The sequence below is a fragment of the Sodalis sp. RH20 genome (genome assembly GCF_047324205.1).
In the GTDB taxonomy this organism is placed as follows: Bacteria; Pseudomonadota; Gammaproteobacteria; order Enterobacterales; family Enterobacteriaceae; genus Acerihabitans.
Genome location: NZ_CP178733.1, coordinates 2,398,998 through 2,415,667 on the forward strand (window position 1 = coordinate 2,398,998; position 16,670 = coordinate 2,415,667).

Sequence of the window (16,670 nt, forward strand, 5' to 3'; positions counted from 1 at the left end):
CCCGCCCAAAATTACCCGCCAGAGCCACCGGACGGGTTTGGTGCCTGGTTATTGATTGGTCTGGAACAGCGACAGCTTCTGCATGGCGTTAAACGTGGCGTAGGACGCCTGCAGCGCCACCTGCTGTTTGCTGTAATCGGAAATCACCTGGTAGGGGTCCGCGCCAATCAAATCGTTAAGCCGGGTGGTATAGATAGTGGTCCGATCGGTGCCGATGGTATCGAGCGTGTCCAGTTCATTGAGTTTGCTGCCTGTCGACGACTGCACCGACAAGACGTTATCCAGCGAGTTGGCCATGCCGCGCTGGGCCTTGGCCATATCGGCGGTGTACTGGGCGCGGGTGGCGTCATCCGCGTCGTCCTGGGGCGTGTTCAACGCGTTCAGCGCCAGGTTGATGGAATTGAATACGTTGGTTTCACTGGCAGTACTGTCCGGTTCGACGGTATAACCGGCGGCCAGACTGTCAAAAACCGTCTTGCCGGTATCGCCGATAGTCATGGTGCGGCTCGAATCCACGTCCTGGCTGACCGGCTCGGTGCCGCCGACGTAGGTGACGTTGCCGTCGGCATCCTGCACAAATGGCGCGGTCTCGGTCTTATATCCGGCGAACATATAGTTGCCGTTGGAATCTTGGGTATTGGCCAGCGTCAGCAGCTGATCCTTATAGGATTGCAGCTTGGTCGCCAGCGACTGCCGGTCCGAATCGCCCTGGGTACCGTCCCCGGCCTGCACCAGCAGCGTCTGGATACCCTGGATCGCGGTGGTCACCTGATCGAGAACGGTGCTCTCCAGCGACAGGCTGGCCTCGGATGTGCTGCGCGCCGCGGAATATTGCGCACCCTGCGCCTGCATCTGGTTGACGGCCACCGCCTGCGATGCGGCGATGGGATCGTCGGCCGGGGAATTCACCCGGTTGCCGGTGGCCAACTGGGTGCCGGTGGCCTGCCATTTGCCGTAGGCGTTGGTAATGCTGTTCAGATTCTGCTGATAAATCATGCTGGTACTTAAACGCATGGTGTTTATCCTTTCCGCTTAGACGTAAATGAGTGGCCCGCGGGCCGTTTAACTGAGCGCCGACAACAGCGAATTAAACACATCGCTGGCGGTATTGAGCACTTTGGCATTGGCCTGGTAATACTGCTGATAACGCGTGAGGTCGATATACTCCTCATCCAGGTTAACGCCCGAGATGGATTGTTGCCGCTCGGTCAGTTGATCGACGATATTGGATTGCGCGGTGCTGGTCACGTCGGCGTTGCTGGTACTAGTACCGATATTGCTCACAAGCGTCGCGTAGGCCGTGCTGATCGTCGCCGTTCCGCCGATCACTTTGGTGGTTTGCAGCGCCAGCAGCGCCTTCGCGTTGCGGTTGTCGCTTTCACCGCCGGCGCTGTCGTCGAGACCGGCGGCAATCTTGGCCGGGTCGGTAATCGCCACGTTCAGGCTGTTGATGACATTGCTGACGGTATTGATAGTGTATTTATCGTTGCTCGCCGCCCCGCTGCTGATGGCGACGCTAAGCCCGTCGAAACTCATGGTGGTATTGCCCGCGGCGTCGGTGACGGGCGCGGGCGTGAGGGCGACGGCAGCACCGTCGCTGGCGCGCGTTACCTGCCAGGCGCCGCCGGAATATTTGACATTATAATCGCTGGCCTTGACCGCGCTGGTATCGCTGTAGGTGACGGTCATCACCGCGGTGCCGGTATTTTTGCTGTTGGCGCTGACGGTAGGGTCGCTGAAGCTGAAAAAATCCTCACCGGCATCGCCGTTAAGATCAACACCGAGTTTATGCGTCTCATTAAAGCTGCCGGCCAGTCCCAGGGCAATCTGGCCGAGGCGGTTGCGGGCATCGTCCAGGGCGCCGGAGCGGAAGCTGAGCAAACCGCCGACGCTGCCGGTGGTCAGACTTTTTTCATCAATTTCGCTGGGGGTGCCGGTGCCACGGTCGTAAGCAAGGGTGCTGCGCGACGGGTCGGCGCTTGACGTCACCGCCTTGACCTGGTAGGCGCTGCTGCCCTGCACCAGCGTCAGGCCGTTGCCGAAGGTCAGGTTAACCGAATTATTATCCTGGACGCTGGCCGTTACCCCGACGATGCCGTTAAGCTCGCTGACCAGTTGATCGCGCTGATCCAGCAGGGCATTGGACGTGTCGCCCCCGCCCTGGCGCACGATTTGATCGTTAAGATTGGCGATTTGCTTGGCGTAAACGTTGATCTGATCGGCGCTGGAGGAAAGCTGCTGATTGATGCCGTCGTCCATATTCTGCAGATAGGTGTTGGCGCTTTTAAACTGGTTGACCAGGCTTTGCGAGCTGCTGATCACCGTCTGGCGCGCCGCGTTGTCCTGCGCGTTGCTGCTCAGCGACTGGATACTGCTGAAAAACGTGCTGACCATGGTGGACAGATCGCTGTCGGTGTTCGACAGCAGGGTGTTGATTTGCGAAATCTGGTCGTAATAACTGCTGGAGGCGGCATAAGTAGACGACGCGGAGCGCAGCTGGTTCACCACCAGGGAATCATAAGCGCGGCTGACGCCGGTCACCGAGACGCCGTTGCCGGAAATGCCGCTGGTCAGTTTTTCCGACAGCTGCGCAGTCTGGCGATTATAACCCGGGACGTACACATTGCTGATGTTGTTCGCCACCGCGTTCTGCGCGGCCTGCGCGGCCTGGATGCCGCTGGAGGCAATATTCACTAACGTATTGGACATCGTTTTTCCTTATGCCGGGGAGACGATGACGCCCGGTTCACCTGCGACGGCGCGCTCCACCCTTTATATCTATATATCTATATCGTCCGCACCGGGACAAACTTGAGCGCCGCGGCAAAAAAACCACGCGCCCCCGCTCGCCTAGAACAGCCCGCCCAGATCGCTACCGTAAGATTTGGCCGCCTCCTGGGCGCCGTGCTTCAATTGGGTGATAATCCGGATAAGCTTGGCGGCGTAGGCCGGATCGGTGGCGTAGCCGGCGCGCTGCAGCGCATAGGCCCCGGCCTCCGGCTGGACGGCGTTCACCACCTCGCGATAACGCGGGTTGTTCGTCAGGACATGAATATAGTCGCCCAGGGCGTCCAGGTAGGAGTCATAGACCCGGAATTTCTGCTGCACCTTCACCGCCTGGCCGTTCTGGTATTCCGTCGTGGTGATGGTGGTGGTCTTGCCCTGCCAGTCGTCGGACGCTTTGATGCCGAACAGGTTGAAGCTGGTCTTGCCGTCGCCGGCGGGAATTTCCCGCTTGCCCCAGTCTGATTCCAGCGCCGCCTGCGCCATAATCAGGTGATGGGGAATGCCGCTTTGCCGGCTGGCAATCATCGCCGGGATCGACAGGCGTTCGGTAAAACTTGCCCCGCCGGGCGTTGCCGCCACCGGCGCCGGCGCGGATTGCTGACGATCGCGTCGCCAGTATTCCCCCAGCAGCGCGGGCGACATAAATTGCGCGTTAATGACGTTGGCGCTGACCGGCGTATCGGCCTGGGAAAGGGCTGCGGGAACGGGATTTTTCGCCGCCTCCGCCGCGGCGTTCTGACCGCCAAGCTGTTTAACCATCATATCCGCCAGGCCTAGCCCCTTGGCGGTGAGCTGTTGGGACATCTGCTGGTCGTAGAGGCTGGTGAACAGTTCCGTTTGGTCGCTTGAGAATACCCCGCCCTTGGGCAGCGCGGCGCGCATGCTTTTCAGCATCATCTGTACAAACAGACCCTCCACCTGTTTCGCCACCGCATTCAGCGCCTGCGGCGAGGACTGCGCCGCCTGGTTATGCAGCTTTTGCAGCGACTTGACGTCATAGGCGGCGGATGAAAAATCGGTGGTGGCGTTAAGCTCCATCAGATGATCTCCAGCGTCGCCTGGAGGCACCCGGCGCTGTGCATAGCCTGCAAAATCGACATCAGGTCATTGGGCGTGGCGCCCAGGGAGTTAAGGGTACGGATAACGTTGTTCAGGCTGGCGCTGGAAGTGACCTGCTGCAGCGAGCCGCCGCTTTGGTTAACCGAAATCTGCGTTTGATTGGTCACCACCGTTTGGCCGCCGCCAAACGGGGTATCCGGCTGGCTGACGTTTTGCTGGTTATTCACCACCACCGACAGGTTGCCCTGGGCCACGGCGCAGGTGTCCAGCATCACGTTACGGTTCATCACCACCGAACCGGTGCGTGAATTGATAATCACCTTGGCATCCATCTCACCCATGGCAATATTGATATCCTGGATTTGCGCCAGGAAACGGACCTGGCTGCTGTTATTGGCCGGCATCTGCAGCTCGATGGTGCGCGCATCCAGGGCGCGGGCGATCCCCATGCCGTTCTGGCCGTTAATGGCGTCGCTGATGCGCTGCGCCAGGCTGAAATTTTCCTGCTTGAGCTGCAGCGTCAGGACGCGGCTGGCGCCGAAGGTACTGGGCAGCTCGCGCTCAATCACCGCGCCGTTGTTAATGCGCCCGCCGGCCAGCTGGTTGATTTGCACTTTGCTGCCGCCGGACGAGGCGCCCGAGCCGCCCACCAGCAAATTGCCCTGCGCCAGGGCATAGACCTGGTTATCCGATCCCTTTAGCGGCGTCATCAGCAACGTGCCGCCGCGCAGGCTTTTAGCCGATCCCATGGACGAAACCACGATGTCGATATTCTGGCCGGCGCGCGCAAACGCCGGGAAATTGGCGGTCACCATTACCGCAGCCACATTTTTCAGCTGCATATTGGTGCCGCTGGGGACCGTAATGCCCATCTGCGAAAGCATATTGGTCAGACTTTGGGTGGTAAACGGCGTTTGCGTGGTCTGGTCGCCGGTGCCGTCCAGCCCCACCACCAGCCCGTAGCCGATCAAGGGGTTATCGCGAACACCCTGAATATCCACCAGATCGCGCAGGCGCTCCGCGCCGGCCGGTTGTAGGCACATTGCCAGCGCCAGCGCGCAGGCGAGATACCGCCCGGCGATGGCGGCGGTTAACCGTAAGGGTAAAGTTGAAATCCGCATGGTGCCGGCCGCCTGTTAAAAGGGTGAAATATTAAGGAAGAAGCGCTGCAGCCAGCCCATTTCCTGCGCTTCGTTGATATAGCCTTTGCCGACGTATTCGATGCGCGCGTCCGCCACCTGGGTGGATACCACCGCATTGTTGCCGTTAATGGTGCGCGGGTTGACGATGCCGGAAAAACGAATATATTCGGCGCCCTGGTTAATGGCGATCTGCTTTTCGCCCACGACTTTCAGGTTGCCGTTGGCCAGTACCTGCTGCACGGTCACGGTAATAGTGCCGGTAAAGGTATTTTTGGCGGTGGCGCCACCCTTGCCGTCAAAATCATTGGTGCCGGCGGCGTCCAGATCCACCTTGCCGTTGCCGATGGCGCCGGTCAGCATGGCGGGCGTGGTGGCCAGGTTGAGCGTATTGGACGACTTGCGCGCCGTATTGGCGGAGGAGCTTTTGCTGGCGCTGACGTTTTCCTGCAAGGTGATGGTCAGGATATCGCCGACGTTGCGCGGCCGCCGGTCCTCGAACAAGGGCTGGTAACCGTAGTTCATCGGCTGCACCGCCTGGAAAATCGATCCATTGGCAATGGGCATTGAAGCCGGCGCCGGCTGGGCGCTGGTTTCGCCTTCCACCAGGTTTTTATGGGGCATATACGCACAGCCCTGCAGCGTCAACAGGCCGAGCGCCGCCAGTACGCGCGCCAGAGGCCGGCCCGGAAACGCCGGCCTGGCTGCTGGCGATGCAAAGGTACTCTTTTTCAGTTTCATATGACCTGTCTATCCTGGCCGGCAAATCAGCCGCCGCGAAGCGCGGTTAATAGTGACACCGTCACTTAAAAAAATCCGCCATGATCGGCGATATGTTACGTTGTAACGAAATGCTGATTTAATGTTACAACGTAACCTATGCCTTTACCCGGTTTAGAGCTGCGTCAGCTTTTGCAGCATGGCATCAGAGGCGGTAACGGCTTTGCTGTTGATTTCATAAGCGCGCTGCACCTGGATCATGTCCACCAATTCCTCCGCCACATTGACGTTGGAGGTTTCCACGTACCCCTGGTACAACAATCCGACGCCATTCTGGCCCGGCGTGGATTCATTCGGCGCGCCGGAGCTGTCGGTTTCCTGATAGAGATTTTCGCCCAGGCTCTGCAAACCGGCCTCGTTGATAAAATTACTCAACGTGAGCTGGCCGACCTGGCTGGCGGCGGCCTGCCCCTGGGTGGTGACGCTCACCACCCCGTCACGGGCCACTGCGACGGTCAGGGCATTTTCCGGCACGGTAATCGCCGGCTGGATAAGATAGCCGCTGGAGGTCACCAACTGGCCGTTTTGATTGACCTGGAACGAACCGTCGCGGGTATAGGCGGTGGTGCCGTCGGGCATTTGCACCTGAAAAAAACCTTTGCCGTTAATGGCGACGTCTTTGGTGTTTTCCGTCTGCTGAAGATTGCCCTGGCTGTGCAGGCGTTCGGTAGAGACAGGCCGTACCCCGGTGCCCAGCTGTAATCCGGAAGGCAGGGTGGTTTGTTCCGACGACTGCGCGCCAGGCTGGCGTACCGTTTGGTACAGCAAATCCTCGAATACCGCCCGCTGGCGTTTAAAGCCGTTGGTGCTGACGTTCGCCAGGTTATTGGAAATCACATCCATATTGGTCTGCTGTGCATCCAGACCCGTTTTGGCAATCCATAATGAACGGATCATCCGTTAATACTCCCGAAAATTAGCTAAGTGAAAGCAACTGGTTGGCATGCTCCGCGTTTTGATCGACATCGGCGATAACCTTCATCTGCATTTCGAAACGCCGGGCGCTGCCAATCATATCCACCAGGGTTTCCGCGGTGTTGACGTTACTGCCTTCAAGCACGCCGGGCATGACCTTAATGGTCTCGTCGTTGGGCAAGGTTCCTCCCGTCGCGGCGCTGGCGGCGGCGGTAAGATGAAATAAGCCGTCGTCGCCGCGCTCCAGCTGGCTGTCGTCGGCGGGTTTAACCCGCTTAAGCTGCCCTACCGGCCCGATGGTGTTGGGCGCGTCGCCGTCGCCCAGCGCCGAAACGGTACCGTCGGCCGCAACCGTAATGGCCGATTGGGTCGGCACCGTCAGCGGACCGCCTTGCCCCATGACGGGATATCCCTGGATCAGCAATTGGCCGGTAGCGTCCACCTGCATATTACCGTTACGGGTATAGGCCTCGGTGCCGTCGGGCAGTTGCACCGCCAGCCAGCCCTGATCCTGAACCGCCACATCCAGGGGGCGATCGGTGTTATCCAATGGCCCCTGGGTCATCAGCGCGCCGGGGGTCGAGGCGACCACCAGCGTGCGCGTCGGCAGGGTCTGGCCCTCGATGGGCACCGCCCGCATGGCGAACAGCTGCGCGCGAAACCCCGGCGTCGAGGCGTTGGCCAGGTTATTGGTAATGATCGCCTGCTGGTCAAGGGTCTGGCCGGCGGCGCCCATAGCGGTATAAATTGCGTGATCCATTGGCTTATTCCGTCAGAGTGGTCAGCTTAAGTTGACCAGCGTTTGCATAATCGTGTCCTGCGCCTTGATGGTCTGCGCGTTCGATTGATAATCGCGCTGGGCGACAATCAGATTGACCAGCTCCTTGCTCAGATCGACGTTGGAGCTTTCCAGCGCTTCCGGGGTCAGCGAACCGAAATTACCGCTGCCGGCGGTGCCGACCACGGCCTGCCCTGACGCGGACGTGGCGGTCCAGACGTTATTGCCGTCGGATTTCAGCCCCTGAGGATTGGCGAAGTTGGCCAGCACGATTTGTCCCAGCAACTGGTTCTGGCCGTTGGAGTAGGTGCCGGTGATGGTGCCGTCGTCATTGATGGCATACTTGGTCAGATCGCCGGCGTAATAGCCGTTCTGATCCTGGCCGCTGACGCTGCTGGTCGTGGTGTACTGCTGCTGGGAACCCTTAAAGCTGATATTGAATGCGCCGGCGAGGGAGCCGTTAACGCCGCTCATAGCGACATTAAAATTATCGGTGCCGGTCAGTTGGCCGTTGGTGTCGAAGGACAGGGTGCCAAGATCGTCGACCGTGCCGGTGCTGTCGCTGCCGTCGATGCTATGCACTTTCCAGGTGTTATCCGCGGTCTTGACAAAATAAAAGCTCATATTATGCGGATTGCCGAGACTGTCGTAGGTGGTCAGCGGCTGCGCAAAACTATAGGAGGTGGTATCGGCGGCGCTGAACTTGGTGTCGTCGAGTATCGCCGAGCCGGAGTTGAGTTTCAGCGTCATAGAGCCGGTGGTGGTGGCTTTCGCCGTCATGCCGGTGGTCGGGATGGTGAGATTAACCGGATTGGCGCCCTGCTGTATGGTCGGCGGCGTGCCGGTGGCGGCATAGCCGGTCACGTTCAGGCCGCTGGTGGTAACCAGGTTGCGCTCAGGATCCAGATGCCAATCGCCGTTTCGGGAGTAATACACCGAACCGCTGGCGTCCGTCAGGCGGAAAAAGCCGCTGTTGGAAATCGCCACGTTCAGATTATTATCGGTGGTGTTCACCGTGCCGTCCTTGAAATTCTGCGACACCGAGGCCACCTTGACCCCCAGCCCCACCTGGGAGCTGGCGTAGACATCGGCAAAGGACACGGAAGCTGATTTAAAGCCGCTGGTTTCGGAGTTGGCGATATTGTTACCGATAACGTTTAAATTATTTGAGGCGGCATTCAACCCGCTGACCGCTTGTGAAAAACCCATTTGACTCTCCTGTGGTAAAAACACCCGGCCTGCCGCGCTCGACGGCGCCCGTGCCCATTAGATGATTTGACGAACCTTATCCAGCGTGATGTTGCCGGCCAGGCCAAGGTTCAGCTCCGTGCCGCCGGTGGCATTGTTGTTCACGCCATAGACCGCGGCGTATTGCAGCGGCGTGCTCACCACGCTGGCGCCGGCCGCCGTTGTCGCGGCCACCGTGAAGGTGTAGGCCCCTTCCGGTACGGCGGCGCCGGCATCGTTGGTCCCGTCCCAGGAAAAGCTATGCACGCCGGCGGTCTGCGCGCCGAGATCGACGGTGCGCACCACGGTGCCGGCGGAATCCTTAACGGTGACGGTGGTGGTGGCGGACGCATTATCCAGCGACACGCCGAACGGCGTGGTGGAGCTATCGGCGCCCACCAGAATGCCGCTGCCGTCGATCATCACGCCGTGGCCGACCAGGGTGGACGCCTGCAGCGACTGGCTGGTGGTCAGCTGACCGGAAATCGACCCCAGGGTGGTATTGAGGTTTTCAATGCCGCTGAGGGTGCTGATCTGCGCCAGTTGCGTGGTCAGTTGCGCGTTGTCCATGGGATTGGTCGGGTCCTGGTTTTGCAACTGCGCCACCAGCAGCTTCAGAAACTGATTCTGCAGGTCTGCGCTGCTGCTACTGGTACTGGTGGCGGCGGACGTAGCGGTGGTGTTATTGGTGTTAACGGTGGTGCTCATGGGTTGCTCCGATTATTGACCCAGCGTCAGGGTTTTTTGCATCAGGGTTTTGGCGGTGTTCAGCACTTCAATATTGGCCTGGTAGCTGCGCGAGGCAGACATGCTGTTCACCATCTCATCGACCACGTTGACATTCGGCATCCGCACATAGCCTTTTTCATCCGCCATGGGGTTGCCCGGCTGGAAGACCAGTTTTTCCGCTTCCGACGATTCCACCACCCCGCTGACCTGCACGCCCCCTATTTCTTGCCCGGCGGGCGCCGCGACCTGGAACACCACTTCCTTGGCATGGTAGGGCTGGCCGTCCGGCCCGGTGACGCTGTCCGCGTTGGCCAGGTTGCTGGCGGCCACGTTCATCCGCTGGGATTGCGCGGTAAGCGCCGATCCGGAAATAGCAAAAATCGAAGTCATACCCATGGGCTATTTACTCCTGTAGCACCGACATCATGTTTTTAATCTGTCCGCCCAGTACCGTCAGGTCGGTTTGATATTGCAGGCTGTTTTCGGCAAACTGCGTTCTTTCGCGATCCATGTCCACGGTATTGCCGTCCAGTGCCGGCTGGTCCGGCACGCGGTATAATAGTTCCCTGGCGGCGGGGGTGGAGGTGGACGCCTCGATATGGCGCGTCGACGTGGTGGTCAACGACAGTGAGTTGCCGCTGGCGCGTCCCTGCGTGATCGCTTTGTTTAATTCGCTGGCAAAATCGATATCGCGCGCCTGATAGCCCGGGGTATCGGCATTGGCGATATTGGCGGCAAGAATTTCCTGACGCTGCGCGCGCAGGTTGAGGGCTTCCTGCTGGAATTGCAGGGCGGCATCAAGCTTATCGATCATCATTATCCTAAGAAGGCTATACTGATTTATGCTTGCCAGCTTAGACGCAACATTCCCTTCCCTATCGTTGGAATAAGCATGAATTGCAGCGCTAATTTACCCATTGGCGGCAAACGGGGACCGGTACACTTGTTTTCCGGGGTTATCGCGCAAAGAAGCGGATAACAGCAATTCCTCCACCGACAAGGTCATGGCGTGAGCGGACAAAACAGACAACAGCCGGAGGGCGAACCCACGCGGGCGCCGGCGCGCGGTGCTTGGCGTATGGCGGCGCGGCGCGTAGCCAACGGTTTTTTGTATGGCATGGCGGGCGCCCTGCTGTTGTCCACCGGCGCCCGGGCGGCCGATCGCCTTACCGAGGGACTGACCGATTTTTTACTGCGGCAATATGCCTCGCCGCCGGTCGAGCTAAAGGTGGTGGTAAAAACGCCGGCCGCCCGCAGGCCGGACTGCGAACAGCCGCAGTTTTCATTGCCCGCCAATAATCGCGCCCGGGGGAATATCAGTGTCCAGGTGATCTGCGGCAATCAAAAACGCTATGTGCAGGCCGAGGTGCAGGTCACGGATCGCTATCTGGTCACCGCCCGCGCCATTTCCGCGAACCAGACGCTGGCGCAGGGCGATGTCGTCTGGCAGACCGGGCGCGTGGACAACATGTCCGTGACGCCGCTCACCGATATGGCCTGGGTCTACGGAAGTCTCAGCGAACGTGCCCTGGGCAGCGGTCAGGTGTTGACCGCCGCCATGCTGCGTCGTCCCTGGCTGGTCAAAACCGGCCAGCCCGTGCAGGTCACGGCGCAGGGCGATGGATTTTCGGTGCAAGGCACCGGCAAGGCGATGGGCAACGCGGCGGTCAACGATCGCCTGCGGGTGCGGATGGAGTCCGGCCAGATGGTCGTCGGCCAGGTCACCCCTGATGGCGGCATCCGCATTGAGCCTTAACGGCCGCGCTGATTAAAAATTAAAGCTTTGGGTAATTTGACCGATAATTCAGGATAAGCCTTTAGCACCATTTATCCCCTACCTAAGCGAGATTGTATGAGTATTGAAAGTACGCGCCCGATACGACCCCTGTCCACCCTGCCGGGTAACGACCAGGGTACTGTCCAGTCGCCGAAAGCCAAGGCCGCCGCTCCCGCCGTCACGCCCGGCGAAGAGACGCGGGTTAAGCTGAGCGATGCCCAGGCGCAACTGCGCCAGCCCGGCAGCAATGACATCAACGTCGCCAAGGTGGAAAGCCTGAAGCAGGCGATCCGCAACGGCGAATTAAAAATAGATACCGGCAAAATTGCCGATGCGCTGATCGCGCAAACGCAATCGATGCTGGATGAATAAGCGACCGCCATGAACGAACTGGAACAGATCTGCGCCCGGATGCTGGGTATTTTGCAGCAATTGGAACTGACCCTGGTGGAAGAACAGCGTTTACTGAGCGCCGGCCAGGTGAATACGGCGTTGCTGCACCGGGTGACGGAAAACAAAAACGAGCAGTTAACCACCCTGCAGTATGTGGATCACCACCGCCAGCAGCAGGCGCAAGCCAGCGACGCCGGCAATCCTCCTTATGAGCCGCATCCCGGCCTGCACCAGATTTGGCTGGCCATCACGCGCCTGACGGAAGATCTCAGCCGCAATAACTACCGTAACGGTTTATTGCTGGCGCAGCACCTTAAGCATAACGATCAGGTATTATCGGTATTGGATGAATATCAAACCCAGCGCCGCATGTACGGCCCCGACGGCCAGGCCCTGGGCGGCAGCGCGCTCGGGCGCAAATTCAGCGTTTAATGTCTCCCTGGTAATTCACCAGCACCTGGTAGCGGTTTACTATCAGCGGTTGATTTATCACCCCGCGCCCAGCGACTTGTATCAATAGCGTCACCGGATTGTCCGCGGGCTGGCCAGCCATGGCGTCGCTGCGCCCGGCCAGGCCGTCCAGATAAACACATTTCCCCGGCATGCAGAGCGCCAGAACAACCTGTGACGGCAATGGCCGCCCGGTTTCTATCCGCCAGTTGATCGACGTGACGCGCACCCCGGTCGGTAAAGGCGCGAAGGGGCGCATCGGCGGGCTGCTTTTGGCGCTGCCGCGCTGGGAAAGCACCAGCATTTGCCCTGTCCCCTGCCATCCTCCCTGCGCGCCGCCCTTGATCTGATGGCCAAAACCCGCGGGGGCGTCCGGCGCCGCGCGCCGCGCGGCAAGATCCGCAGGCGGCATACGGACAGGGCCCGTACCGCCCCCCGGCGCCACCACTCGCGCGCTGACGCCAAGCGCCGCCCCGGCGACCGGCACGCCATTGCCCGGTGCGGGCATGGCGGCGGCCAGCGGCGCCAGGCCGGTTAGCGCGCCCGCAACCAGATACCCCGCAACCAGATACCCCGCCAGCGGACGACGCCTGACCCGCTGCCGCCGCCCGGTCACTGGGTGGCGCCCAGCATGGAGGTCATGCGGATTTGCCGCTGGTCGCTGACCTCCAGGTTGGAGAGCACCGCCATCTGCGGCAGAGTACGGCGCAGAAAGCGCGCCAGCAGCGGGCGCAGGCTATGGTTGACCAGCAATACAGGCGGCGCGTTCAGGTTTTCCTGCTGCGCCAATACGTCCCTGGCCTGGGCCAGCACGCGATCCGCCATGCCCGGCTCCAGTCCGCCGCCGCTTTGCAACGCCTGCAGCAGGACGCGCTCCAGCGCCAGATCCAGGCCGATAACCTGGATTTCGCTGTCGCCCGGAAACCAGCGCTGGGTAATAGCCCGTCCCAGAGCCACCCGCACCACGACCGTCAACTCCGCCGGATCTTTTTGCACCGGGGCATGTTCGACCAGGGTTTCGATAATAGTGCGCATATCGCGGATCGGCACGCTTTCCGCCAGCAGGTTTTGCAATACTTTATGAAAAATCGTCAGCGACAGGGTGCCGGGAATAAAGTCTTCGGTCAGTTTCGGCATTTCCTGGGTAACGCGTTCCAGCAACTGCTGCGTCTCCTGACGGCCCAGCAATTCGCTGGCATGGATGCCGATCAGATGGTTGAGATGGGTGGCCACCACCGTACTGGCCTCGACCACGGTGTAGCCTTGTATCTGCGCCTGCTCTTTCAGGGCGCTGTCAATCCAGACCGCCGGCAGGCCGAACGCCGGATCGCGGGTCACGTCGCCGGCCAGTTCTCCCGCCGCGCCGCCGGGATTAATCGCCATCCAGCGACCGGGGTAGGCTTCGCCGCGCCCCATTTCAACGCCTTTCAGCAGGATACGGTAACTGGCGGGCTGCAGCTCCAGGTTATCGCGGATATGCACCACCGGCGGGAGATAACCGGTTTCCTGGGCGAATTTTTTGCGGATACTGCGGATACGGCCCAACAGCTCGCCGTTCTGCTGGAAATCCACCATGGGGATCAGACGGTACCCCACCTCCATGCCCAACGGATCCTCCAGCTGCACATCGCTCCAGCTGGCTTCCTTGGCGAAGGCGTTTTCCTGCTGCGCCACCGCGGGCGGCGCCTCGGCCGCGGGACCGTCCATGGTCTTGCCACGCAGCCACCAGGCCAGTCCCAGCAGCATGGCGGTAAAGAATAAAAACACCAGGTTGGGCATACCGGGAACCAGCCCGAGCAGCCCCAGCACGCAGGCGCTCAGCAGCATCACCCGCGGATTATTGAACAGCTGGCCGACCATTTGCTGGCCGACGTCCTCGTTGCTGCCCACGCGGGTGACGATAACGCCCGCGGCGGTGGAGATCACCAGCGCCGGGATCTGCGCCACCAGGCCGTCGCCGATGGTCAGCAGGGTATAACTTTCCGCCGCGTTGCCCAGGCTCATGCCGTGCTGGATCATGCCCACCAGCAGCCCGCCGATCACATTGATCACCATGATCATCAGGCCGGCGATGGCGTCGCCGCGCACAAATTTACTGGCCCCGTCCATGGAGCCGTAGAAATCCGCTTCCTGGGTCACTTCGCTGCGCCGGCTCTTAGCTTCCTCCTCGCCGATCAGGCCGGCGTTGAGGTCGGCGTCGATGGCCATTTGTTTGCCGGGCATGCCGTCGAGCACGAAACGCGCCCCAACTTCGGCGATACGTCCCGCCCCCTTGGTGATCACCATAAAGTTGATCACCACCAGGATAATAAACACCACGATACCAATGGCGAAATTGCCCCCCACCAGGAAATGGCCAAACGCCTCGATGACCCGGCCCGCCGCCGCGGTGCCGGAATGGCCGTGCAGCAGGATGATGCGCGTCGAGGCGATGTTCAGGGACAGCCTGAGCAGAGTGGAAAACAGCAGGATGGTGGGAAAGGCCGCGAACTCGAGGGTTTTGCGGGTAAACATCGCCACCAGCAGCACCATGATCGACAGGGCGATATTAAAGGTAAACAGCAGATCCAGCACCAGGGCCGGCAACGGCAGCACCATCATCGACAGGATCATGAGAATCAATACCGGCCCGGCCAGGATCTGCCATTGGATAGTCTTGAAATTCGAAGGCAAACGTAATAATGCTACCAGATTGGCCATATCACTCTTTCTCGTGGGCAAAATCCAGTGCCGCCGGCACCGGTAAATGTTCAGGTTTTTTCGGAATCAGGCCGCCCTGGCTGCGCCAGCGCTTGAGCTGGTAAACCCAGGCCAGCACCTCGGCCACTGCCGCGTACAACTGGGCCGGAATGGCCTCGCCGATGTCGCTGTGCCGGTACAACGCGCGGGCCAGCGACGGCGCCTCCAGCATCGGCACATGATGGGTTTCCCCCAGCGCGCGGATGCGCATGGCGATGTCGCCGGCGCCTTTGGCCACCACCTTCGGCGCGCTCATTTTACTGTCTTCATAACGCAGCGCGACGGCGTAATGGGTCGGGTTGGTGATGATAACGTCCGCCGCCGGCACGTCGCGCATCATGCGCCGGCGCGACATGGCGCGCTGCTGCTGGCGAATATGGTTTTTGACGTGCGGGTCCCCTTCCTGGTCCTTGAACTCGTCGCGGATTTCCTGGCGGGTCATGCGCAGCTTCTTGATATGGCTCCACAGTTGCCAAAAGGCGTCGAACGCCACGATGGGAATAAATGACAGGATAACCATCAGCGCGCAGGTGGCGATCAGGCCCAGGGCATCTCCCAGCGCCGCGATCGGCGATTCCAGCACCAGATGCAGCATGCGCGGCCAGTTATGCCACAGGAACCAGCCGGTGACCCACCCCGCCAGCAACGCTTTCAGAATGGCCTTGAACAGCTCCGACAGCGACTGGGCGGATACCACCCGTTTCAGGCCCGGCAGCGGATTAAGTTTTTTTAAATCAAATTTTATCGAGCCGGGATTAAACATCACCCCGCCCAGCAGCGACGGCGCTACCAGCGCCATCACCACCAGTCCGGCAAACACCGGCAGCAGCGCCCAGACGGTTTGGCCGATAAGCGATTCCACCTGGAACAGGATTTGCCGGTCGTCGCTGATAATACCGTGGTCAAAGCGCAATCCCTGGGCCAGCATCGCCGCCAGCTGACGCGCCAGCGGCTCGCCGCCCATCCATAACACGGCCAGCCCGGTCACCAACATCAATACCGAGGTTAATTCACGCGATCGGGGGATCTGTCCCTCTTCACGAGCCTTATCCAACCGGTGGGCGGTGGGGGCCTCGTTTTTTTCCTGATCGCTGTCTTCCGCCATCACTGTTCCCGAATGCGTTTTGCCATGGGCATTATCTTACCAGCATGACAAATTACGCCCGGACCGATGGCGGGAACAGCGCGTTAAAGCGACGGTTATTTGGCGCATAGGCGTAGCCCGGACGACGGTCCGGGCCGGGAGAAAGGATTTAAAAACCGAGGCTGTCGAGCAGGTCGTCCACCTGGCCCTGGTTGGCCACCACGCCGTCGACGCTGTGATCAAGCTGCGGGCCGTTGAGCAGGCCGTCGCTGGCGCGTTTGCCCTTCGCCGGCTCCGGCATGTTTTCCAGCAACACCATCAGCAGCTGCTTTTCTATTTCCTGGATCACATCCATCATGCGCTTGATCACCTGGCCGGTCAGATCCTGGAAGTCCTGCGCCATCATGATCTCCAGCAATTGGGCATGGGTAAAGGCGGTATGGCCGGGCACCTCGGCCAGGTAGTGCCGGGTATCGGTCACCAGCTCGCGCGCGTCGGCCAGCTCAATGGGGCTGTCGAACCACTGGTCCCAACGGGTGGTCAGCCCCTTGGCGCCACGTTCCATGGCGGTCTGCCGTGGTTGCGCCGCCTCGACGCAGTTCAGCGCGCGCTCAGCCGCCTGGGCGGTCATCTGCACCACATAATCCAGCCGGTCGCGGGCGTCGGGGATGGCTTCGGCGGCCTGGGCGATGGCCTGGTCGAGGCCCAGTTCCTTCAGGCTGTCGCGCAGCATACGCGTCAATTGTCCGATACGGGAGATGATATCCGTGGCGGTGGCGTTAACATTCGGCATGGTCGGTGTATTATTCATAT

At 60.4% G+C, this 16,670-nt stretch carries 18 protein-coding genes; 3 read left to right on the top strand and 15 right to left on the bottom strand.

Annotated features, from left to right (window positions below):
- Positions 1-48: 48 nt before the first annotated feature.
- From flgL to flgB, 11 genes are all read right to left on the bottom strand, one after another.
- Positions 49-1,014 (bottom strand): flagellar hook-associated protein FlgL, encoded by a 966-nt coding sequence (gene flgL, locus ACL2XM_RS11065; protein WP_410015398.1) that lies wholly within the window; start codon positions 1,012-1,014, stop codon positions 49-51.
- Positions 1,015-1,062: 48 nt separating this feature from the next.
- Positions 1,063-2,709, bottom strand: a complete 1,647-nt coding sequence (gene flgK, locus ACL2XM_RS11070; RefSeq protein ID WP_410015399.1) for a flagellar hook-associated protein FlgK — start codon at positions 2,707-2,709, stop codon at positions 1,063-1,065.
- Between the two features lie 141 nt (positions 2,710-2,850).
- Positions 2,851-3,825 (bottom strand): flagellar assembly peptidoglycan hydrolase FlgJ, encoded by a 975-nt coding sequence (flgJ, locus tag ACL2XM_RS11075; RefSeq protein WP_413730562.1) that lies wholly within the window; start codon positions 3,823-3,825, stop codon positions 2,851-2,853.
- A complete protein-coding gene (locus tag ACL2XM_RS11080) occupies positions 3,825-4,889 on the bottom strand; it encodes a flagellar basal body P-ring protein FlgI (RefSeq protein ID WP_410016564.1) in 1,065 nt (354 codons plus the stop codon). Before ACL2XM_RS11080 ends, flgJ begins: the two co-directional genes overlap by 1 nt.
- Positions 4,890-4,982: 93 nt before the next feature.
- Entirely contained in the window at positions 4,983-5,609 is a 627-nt protein-coding gene (locus tag ACL2XM_RS11085; protein WP_410016565.1) for a flagellar basal body L-ring protein FlgH, read from the bottom strand.
- 270 nt (positions 5,610-5,879) lie between these two features.
- On the bottom strand, positions 5,880-6,662 hold the full coding sequence (flgG, locus tag ACL2XM_RS11090) for a flagellar basal-body rod protein FlgG (protein ID WP_410015401.1): 783 nt from the start codon (positions 6,660-6,662) through the stop codon (positions 5,880-5,882).
- A 19-nt stretch (positions 6,663-6,681) separates the two neighbouring features.
- On the bottom strand, positions 6,682-7,440 hold the full coding sequence (locus ACL2XM_RS11095) for a flagellar basal body rod protein FlgF (protein ID WP_410015402.1): 759 nt from the start codon (positions 7,438-7,440) through the stop codon (positions 6,682-6,684).
- A 21-nt stretch (positions 7,441-7,461) separates the two neighbouring features.
- Complete coding sequence (flgE, locus tag ACL2XM_RS11100; RefSeq protein ID WP_413722611.1) at positions 7,462-8,667, bottom strand: flagellar hook protein FlgE; 1,206 nt, start codon at positions 8,665-8,667, stop codon at positions 7,462-7,464.
- 57 nt (positions 8,668-8,724) lie between these two features.
- Positions 8,725-9,393, bottom strand: coding sequence for a flagellar hook assembly protein FlgD (gene flgD, locus ACL2XM_RS11105; RefSeq protein WP_410015404.1), 669 nt, complete (start codon positions 9,391-9,393; stop codon positions 8,725-8,727).
- Positions 9,394-9,405: 12 nt separating this feature from the next.
- Complete coding sequence (gene flgC / locus ACL2XM_RS11110) at positions 9,406-9,810, bottom strand: flagellar basal body rod protein FlgC (RefSeq protein ID WP_410015405.1); 405 nt, start codon at positions 9,808-9,810, stop codon at positions 9,406-9,408.
- A 7-nt stretch (positions 9,811-9,817) separates the two neighbouring features.
- Positions 9,818-10,228 (bottom strand): flagellar basal body rod protein FlgB, encoded by a 411-nt coding sequence (flgB, locus tag ACL2XM_RS11115; protein WP_410016566.1) that lies wholly within the window; start codon positions 10,226-10,228, stop codon positions 9,818-9,820.
- Between the two features lie 195 nt (positions 10,229-10,423).
- Between flgB and flgA the strand changes: the two genes are divergently transcribed.
- From flgA to ACL2XM_RS11130, 3 genes are all read left to right on the top strand, one after another.
- Complete coding sequence (gene flgA, locus ACL2XM_RS11120) at positions 10,424-11,170, top strand: flagellar basal body P-ring formation chaperone FlgA (protein ID WP_413732894.1); 747 nt, start codon at positions 10,424-10,426, stop codon at positions 11,168-11,170.
- Positions 11,171-11,266: 96 nt separating this feature from the next.
- Complete coding sequence (gene flgM, locus ACL2XM_RS11125) at positions 11,267-11,563, top strand: flagellar biosynthesis anti-sigma factor FlgM (protein ID WP_410015407.1); 297 nt, start codon at positions 11,267-11,269, stop codon at positions 11,561-11,563.
- A 9-nt stretch (positions 11,564-11,572) separates the two neighbouring features.
- Positions 11,573-12,016, top strand: coding sequence for a flagella synthesis protein FlgN (locus ACL2XM_RS11130; protein ID WP_413732895.1), 444 nt, complete (start codon positions 11,573-11,575; stop codon positions 12,014-12,016).
- Here ACL2XM_RS11130 and ACL2XM_RS11135 read toward each other — a convergent pair.
- From ACL2XM_RS11135 to cheZ, 4 genes are all read right to left on the bottom strand, one after another.
- Positions 12,006-12,650, bottom strand: a complete 645-nt coding sequence (locus ACL2XM_RS11135) for a flagellar protein FlhE (RefSeq protein ID WP_413732896.1) — start codon at positions 12,648-12,650, stop codon at positions 12,006-12,008. The two genes, ACL2XM_RS11130 and ACL2XM_RS11135, sit on opposite strands and share 11 nt — an antisense overlap.
- Complete coding sequence (flhA, locus tag ACL2XM_RS11140) at positions 12,647-14,734, bottom strand: flagellar biosynthesis protein FlhA (protein ID WP_410015410.1); 2,088 nt, start codon at positions 14,732-14,734, stop codon at positions 12,647-12,649. The genes ACL2XM_RS11135 and flhA overlap by 4 nt, the downstream gene beginning before the upstream one ends.
- A 1-nt stretch (position 14,735) precedes the next feature.
- Positions 14,736-15,878, bottom strand: a complete 1,143-nt coding sequence (flhB, locus tag ACL2XM_RS11145) for a flagellar biosynthesis protein FlhB (RefSeq protein ID WP_413730565.1) — start codon at positions 15,876-15,878, stop codon at positions 14,736-14,738.
- 148 nt (positions 15,879-16,026) lie between these two features.
- Positions 16,027-16,668 carry a protein phosphatase CheZ gene (gene cheZ / locus ACL2XM_RS11150; protein WP_413722606.1) on the bottom strand — a complete coding sequence of 214 codons (642 nt, stop codon included), beginning with the start codon at positions 16,666-16,668 and terminating at the stop codon, positions 16,027-16,029.
- Positions 16,669-16,670: the final 2 nt, after the last annotated feature.

Coding starts and splice junctions, on each gene's coding strand:
- flgL (WP_410015398.1), bottom strand. CDS start 1,014: ATGCGTTTAAGTACCAGCATGATTTATCAGCAGAATCTGAACAGCATT.
- flgK (WP_410015399.1), bottom strand. CDS start 2,709: ATGTCCAATACGTTAGTGAATATTGCCTCCAGCGGCATCCAGGCCGCG.
- flgJ (WP_413730562.1), bottom strand. CDS start 3,825: ATGGAGCTTAACGCCACCACCGATTTTTCATCCGCCGCCTATGACGTC.
- ACL2XM_RS11080 (WP_410016564.1), bottom strand. CDS start 4,889: ATGTGCCTACAACCGGCCGGCGCGGAGCGCCTGCGCGATCTGGTGGAT.
- ACL2XM_RS11085 (WP_410016565.1), bottom strand. CDS start 5,609: ATGCCCCATAAAAACCTGGTGGAAGGCGAAACCAGCGCCCAGCCGGCG.
- flgG (WP_410015401.1), bottom strand. CDS start 6,662: ATGATCCGTTCATTATGGATTGCCAAAACGGGTCTGGATGCACAGCAG.
- ACL2XM_RS11095 (WP_410015402.1), bottom strand. CDS start 7,440: ATGGATCACGCAATTTATACCGCTATGGGCGCCGCCGGCCAGACCCTT.
- flgE (WP_413722611.1), bottom strand. CDS start 8,667: ATGGGTTTTTCACAAGCGGTCAGCGGGTTGAATGCCGCCTCAAATAAT.
- flgD (WP_410015404.1), bottom strand. CDS start 9,393: ATGAGCACCACCGTTAACACCAATAACACCACCGCTACGTCCGCCGCC.
- flgC (WP_410015405.1), bottom strand. CDS start 9,810: ATGGGTATGACTTCGATTTTTGCTATTTCCGGATCGGCGCTTACCGCG.
- flgB (WP_410016566.1), bottom strand. CDS start 10,228: ATGATCGATAAGCTTGATGCCGCCCTGCAATTCCAGCAGGAAGCCCTC.
- flgM (WP_410015407.1), top strand. CDS start 11,267: ATGAGTATTGAAAGTACGCGCCCGATACGACCCCTGTCCACCCTGCCG.
- ACL2XM_RS11130 (WP_413732895.1), top strand. CDS start 11,573: ATGAACGAACTGGAACAGATCTGCGCCCGGATGCTGGGTATTTTGCAG.
- flhA (WP_410015410.1), bottom strand. CDS start 14,734: ATGGCCAATCTGGTAGCATTATTACGTTTGCCTTCGAATTTCAAGACT.
- flhB (WP_413730565.1), bottom strand. CDS start 15,878: ATGGCGGAAGACAGCGATCAGGAAAAAAACGAGGCCCCCACCGCCCAC.
- cheZ (WP_413722606.1), bottom strand. CDS start 16,668: ATGAATAATACACCGACCATGCCGAATGTTAACGCCACCGCCACGGAT.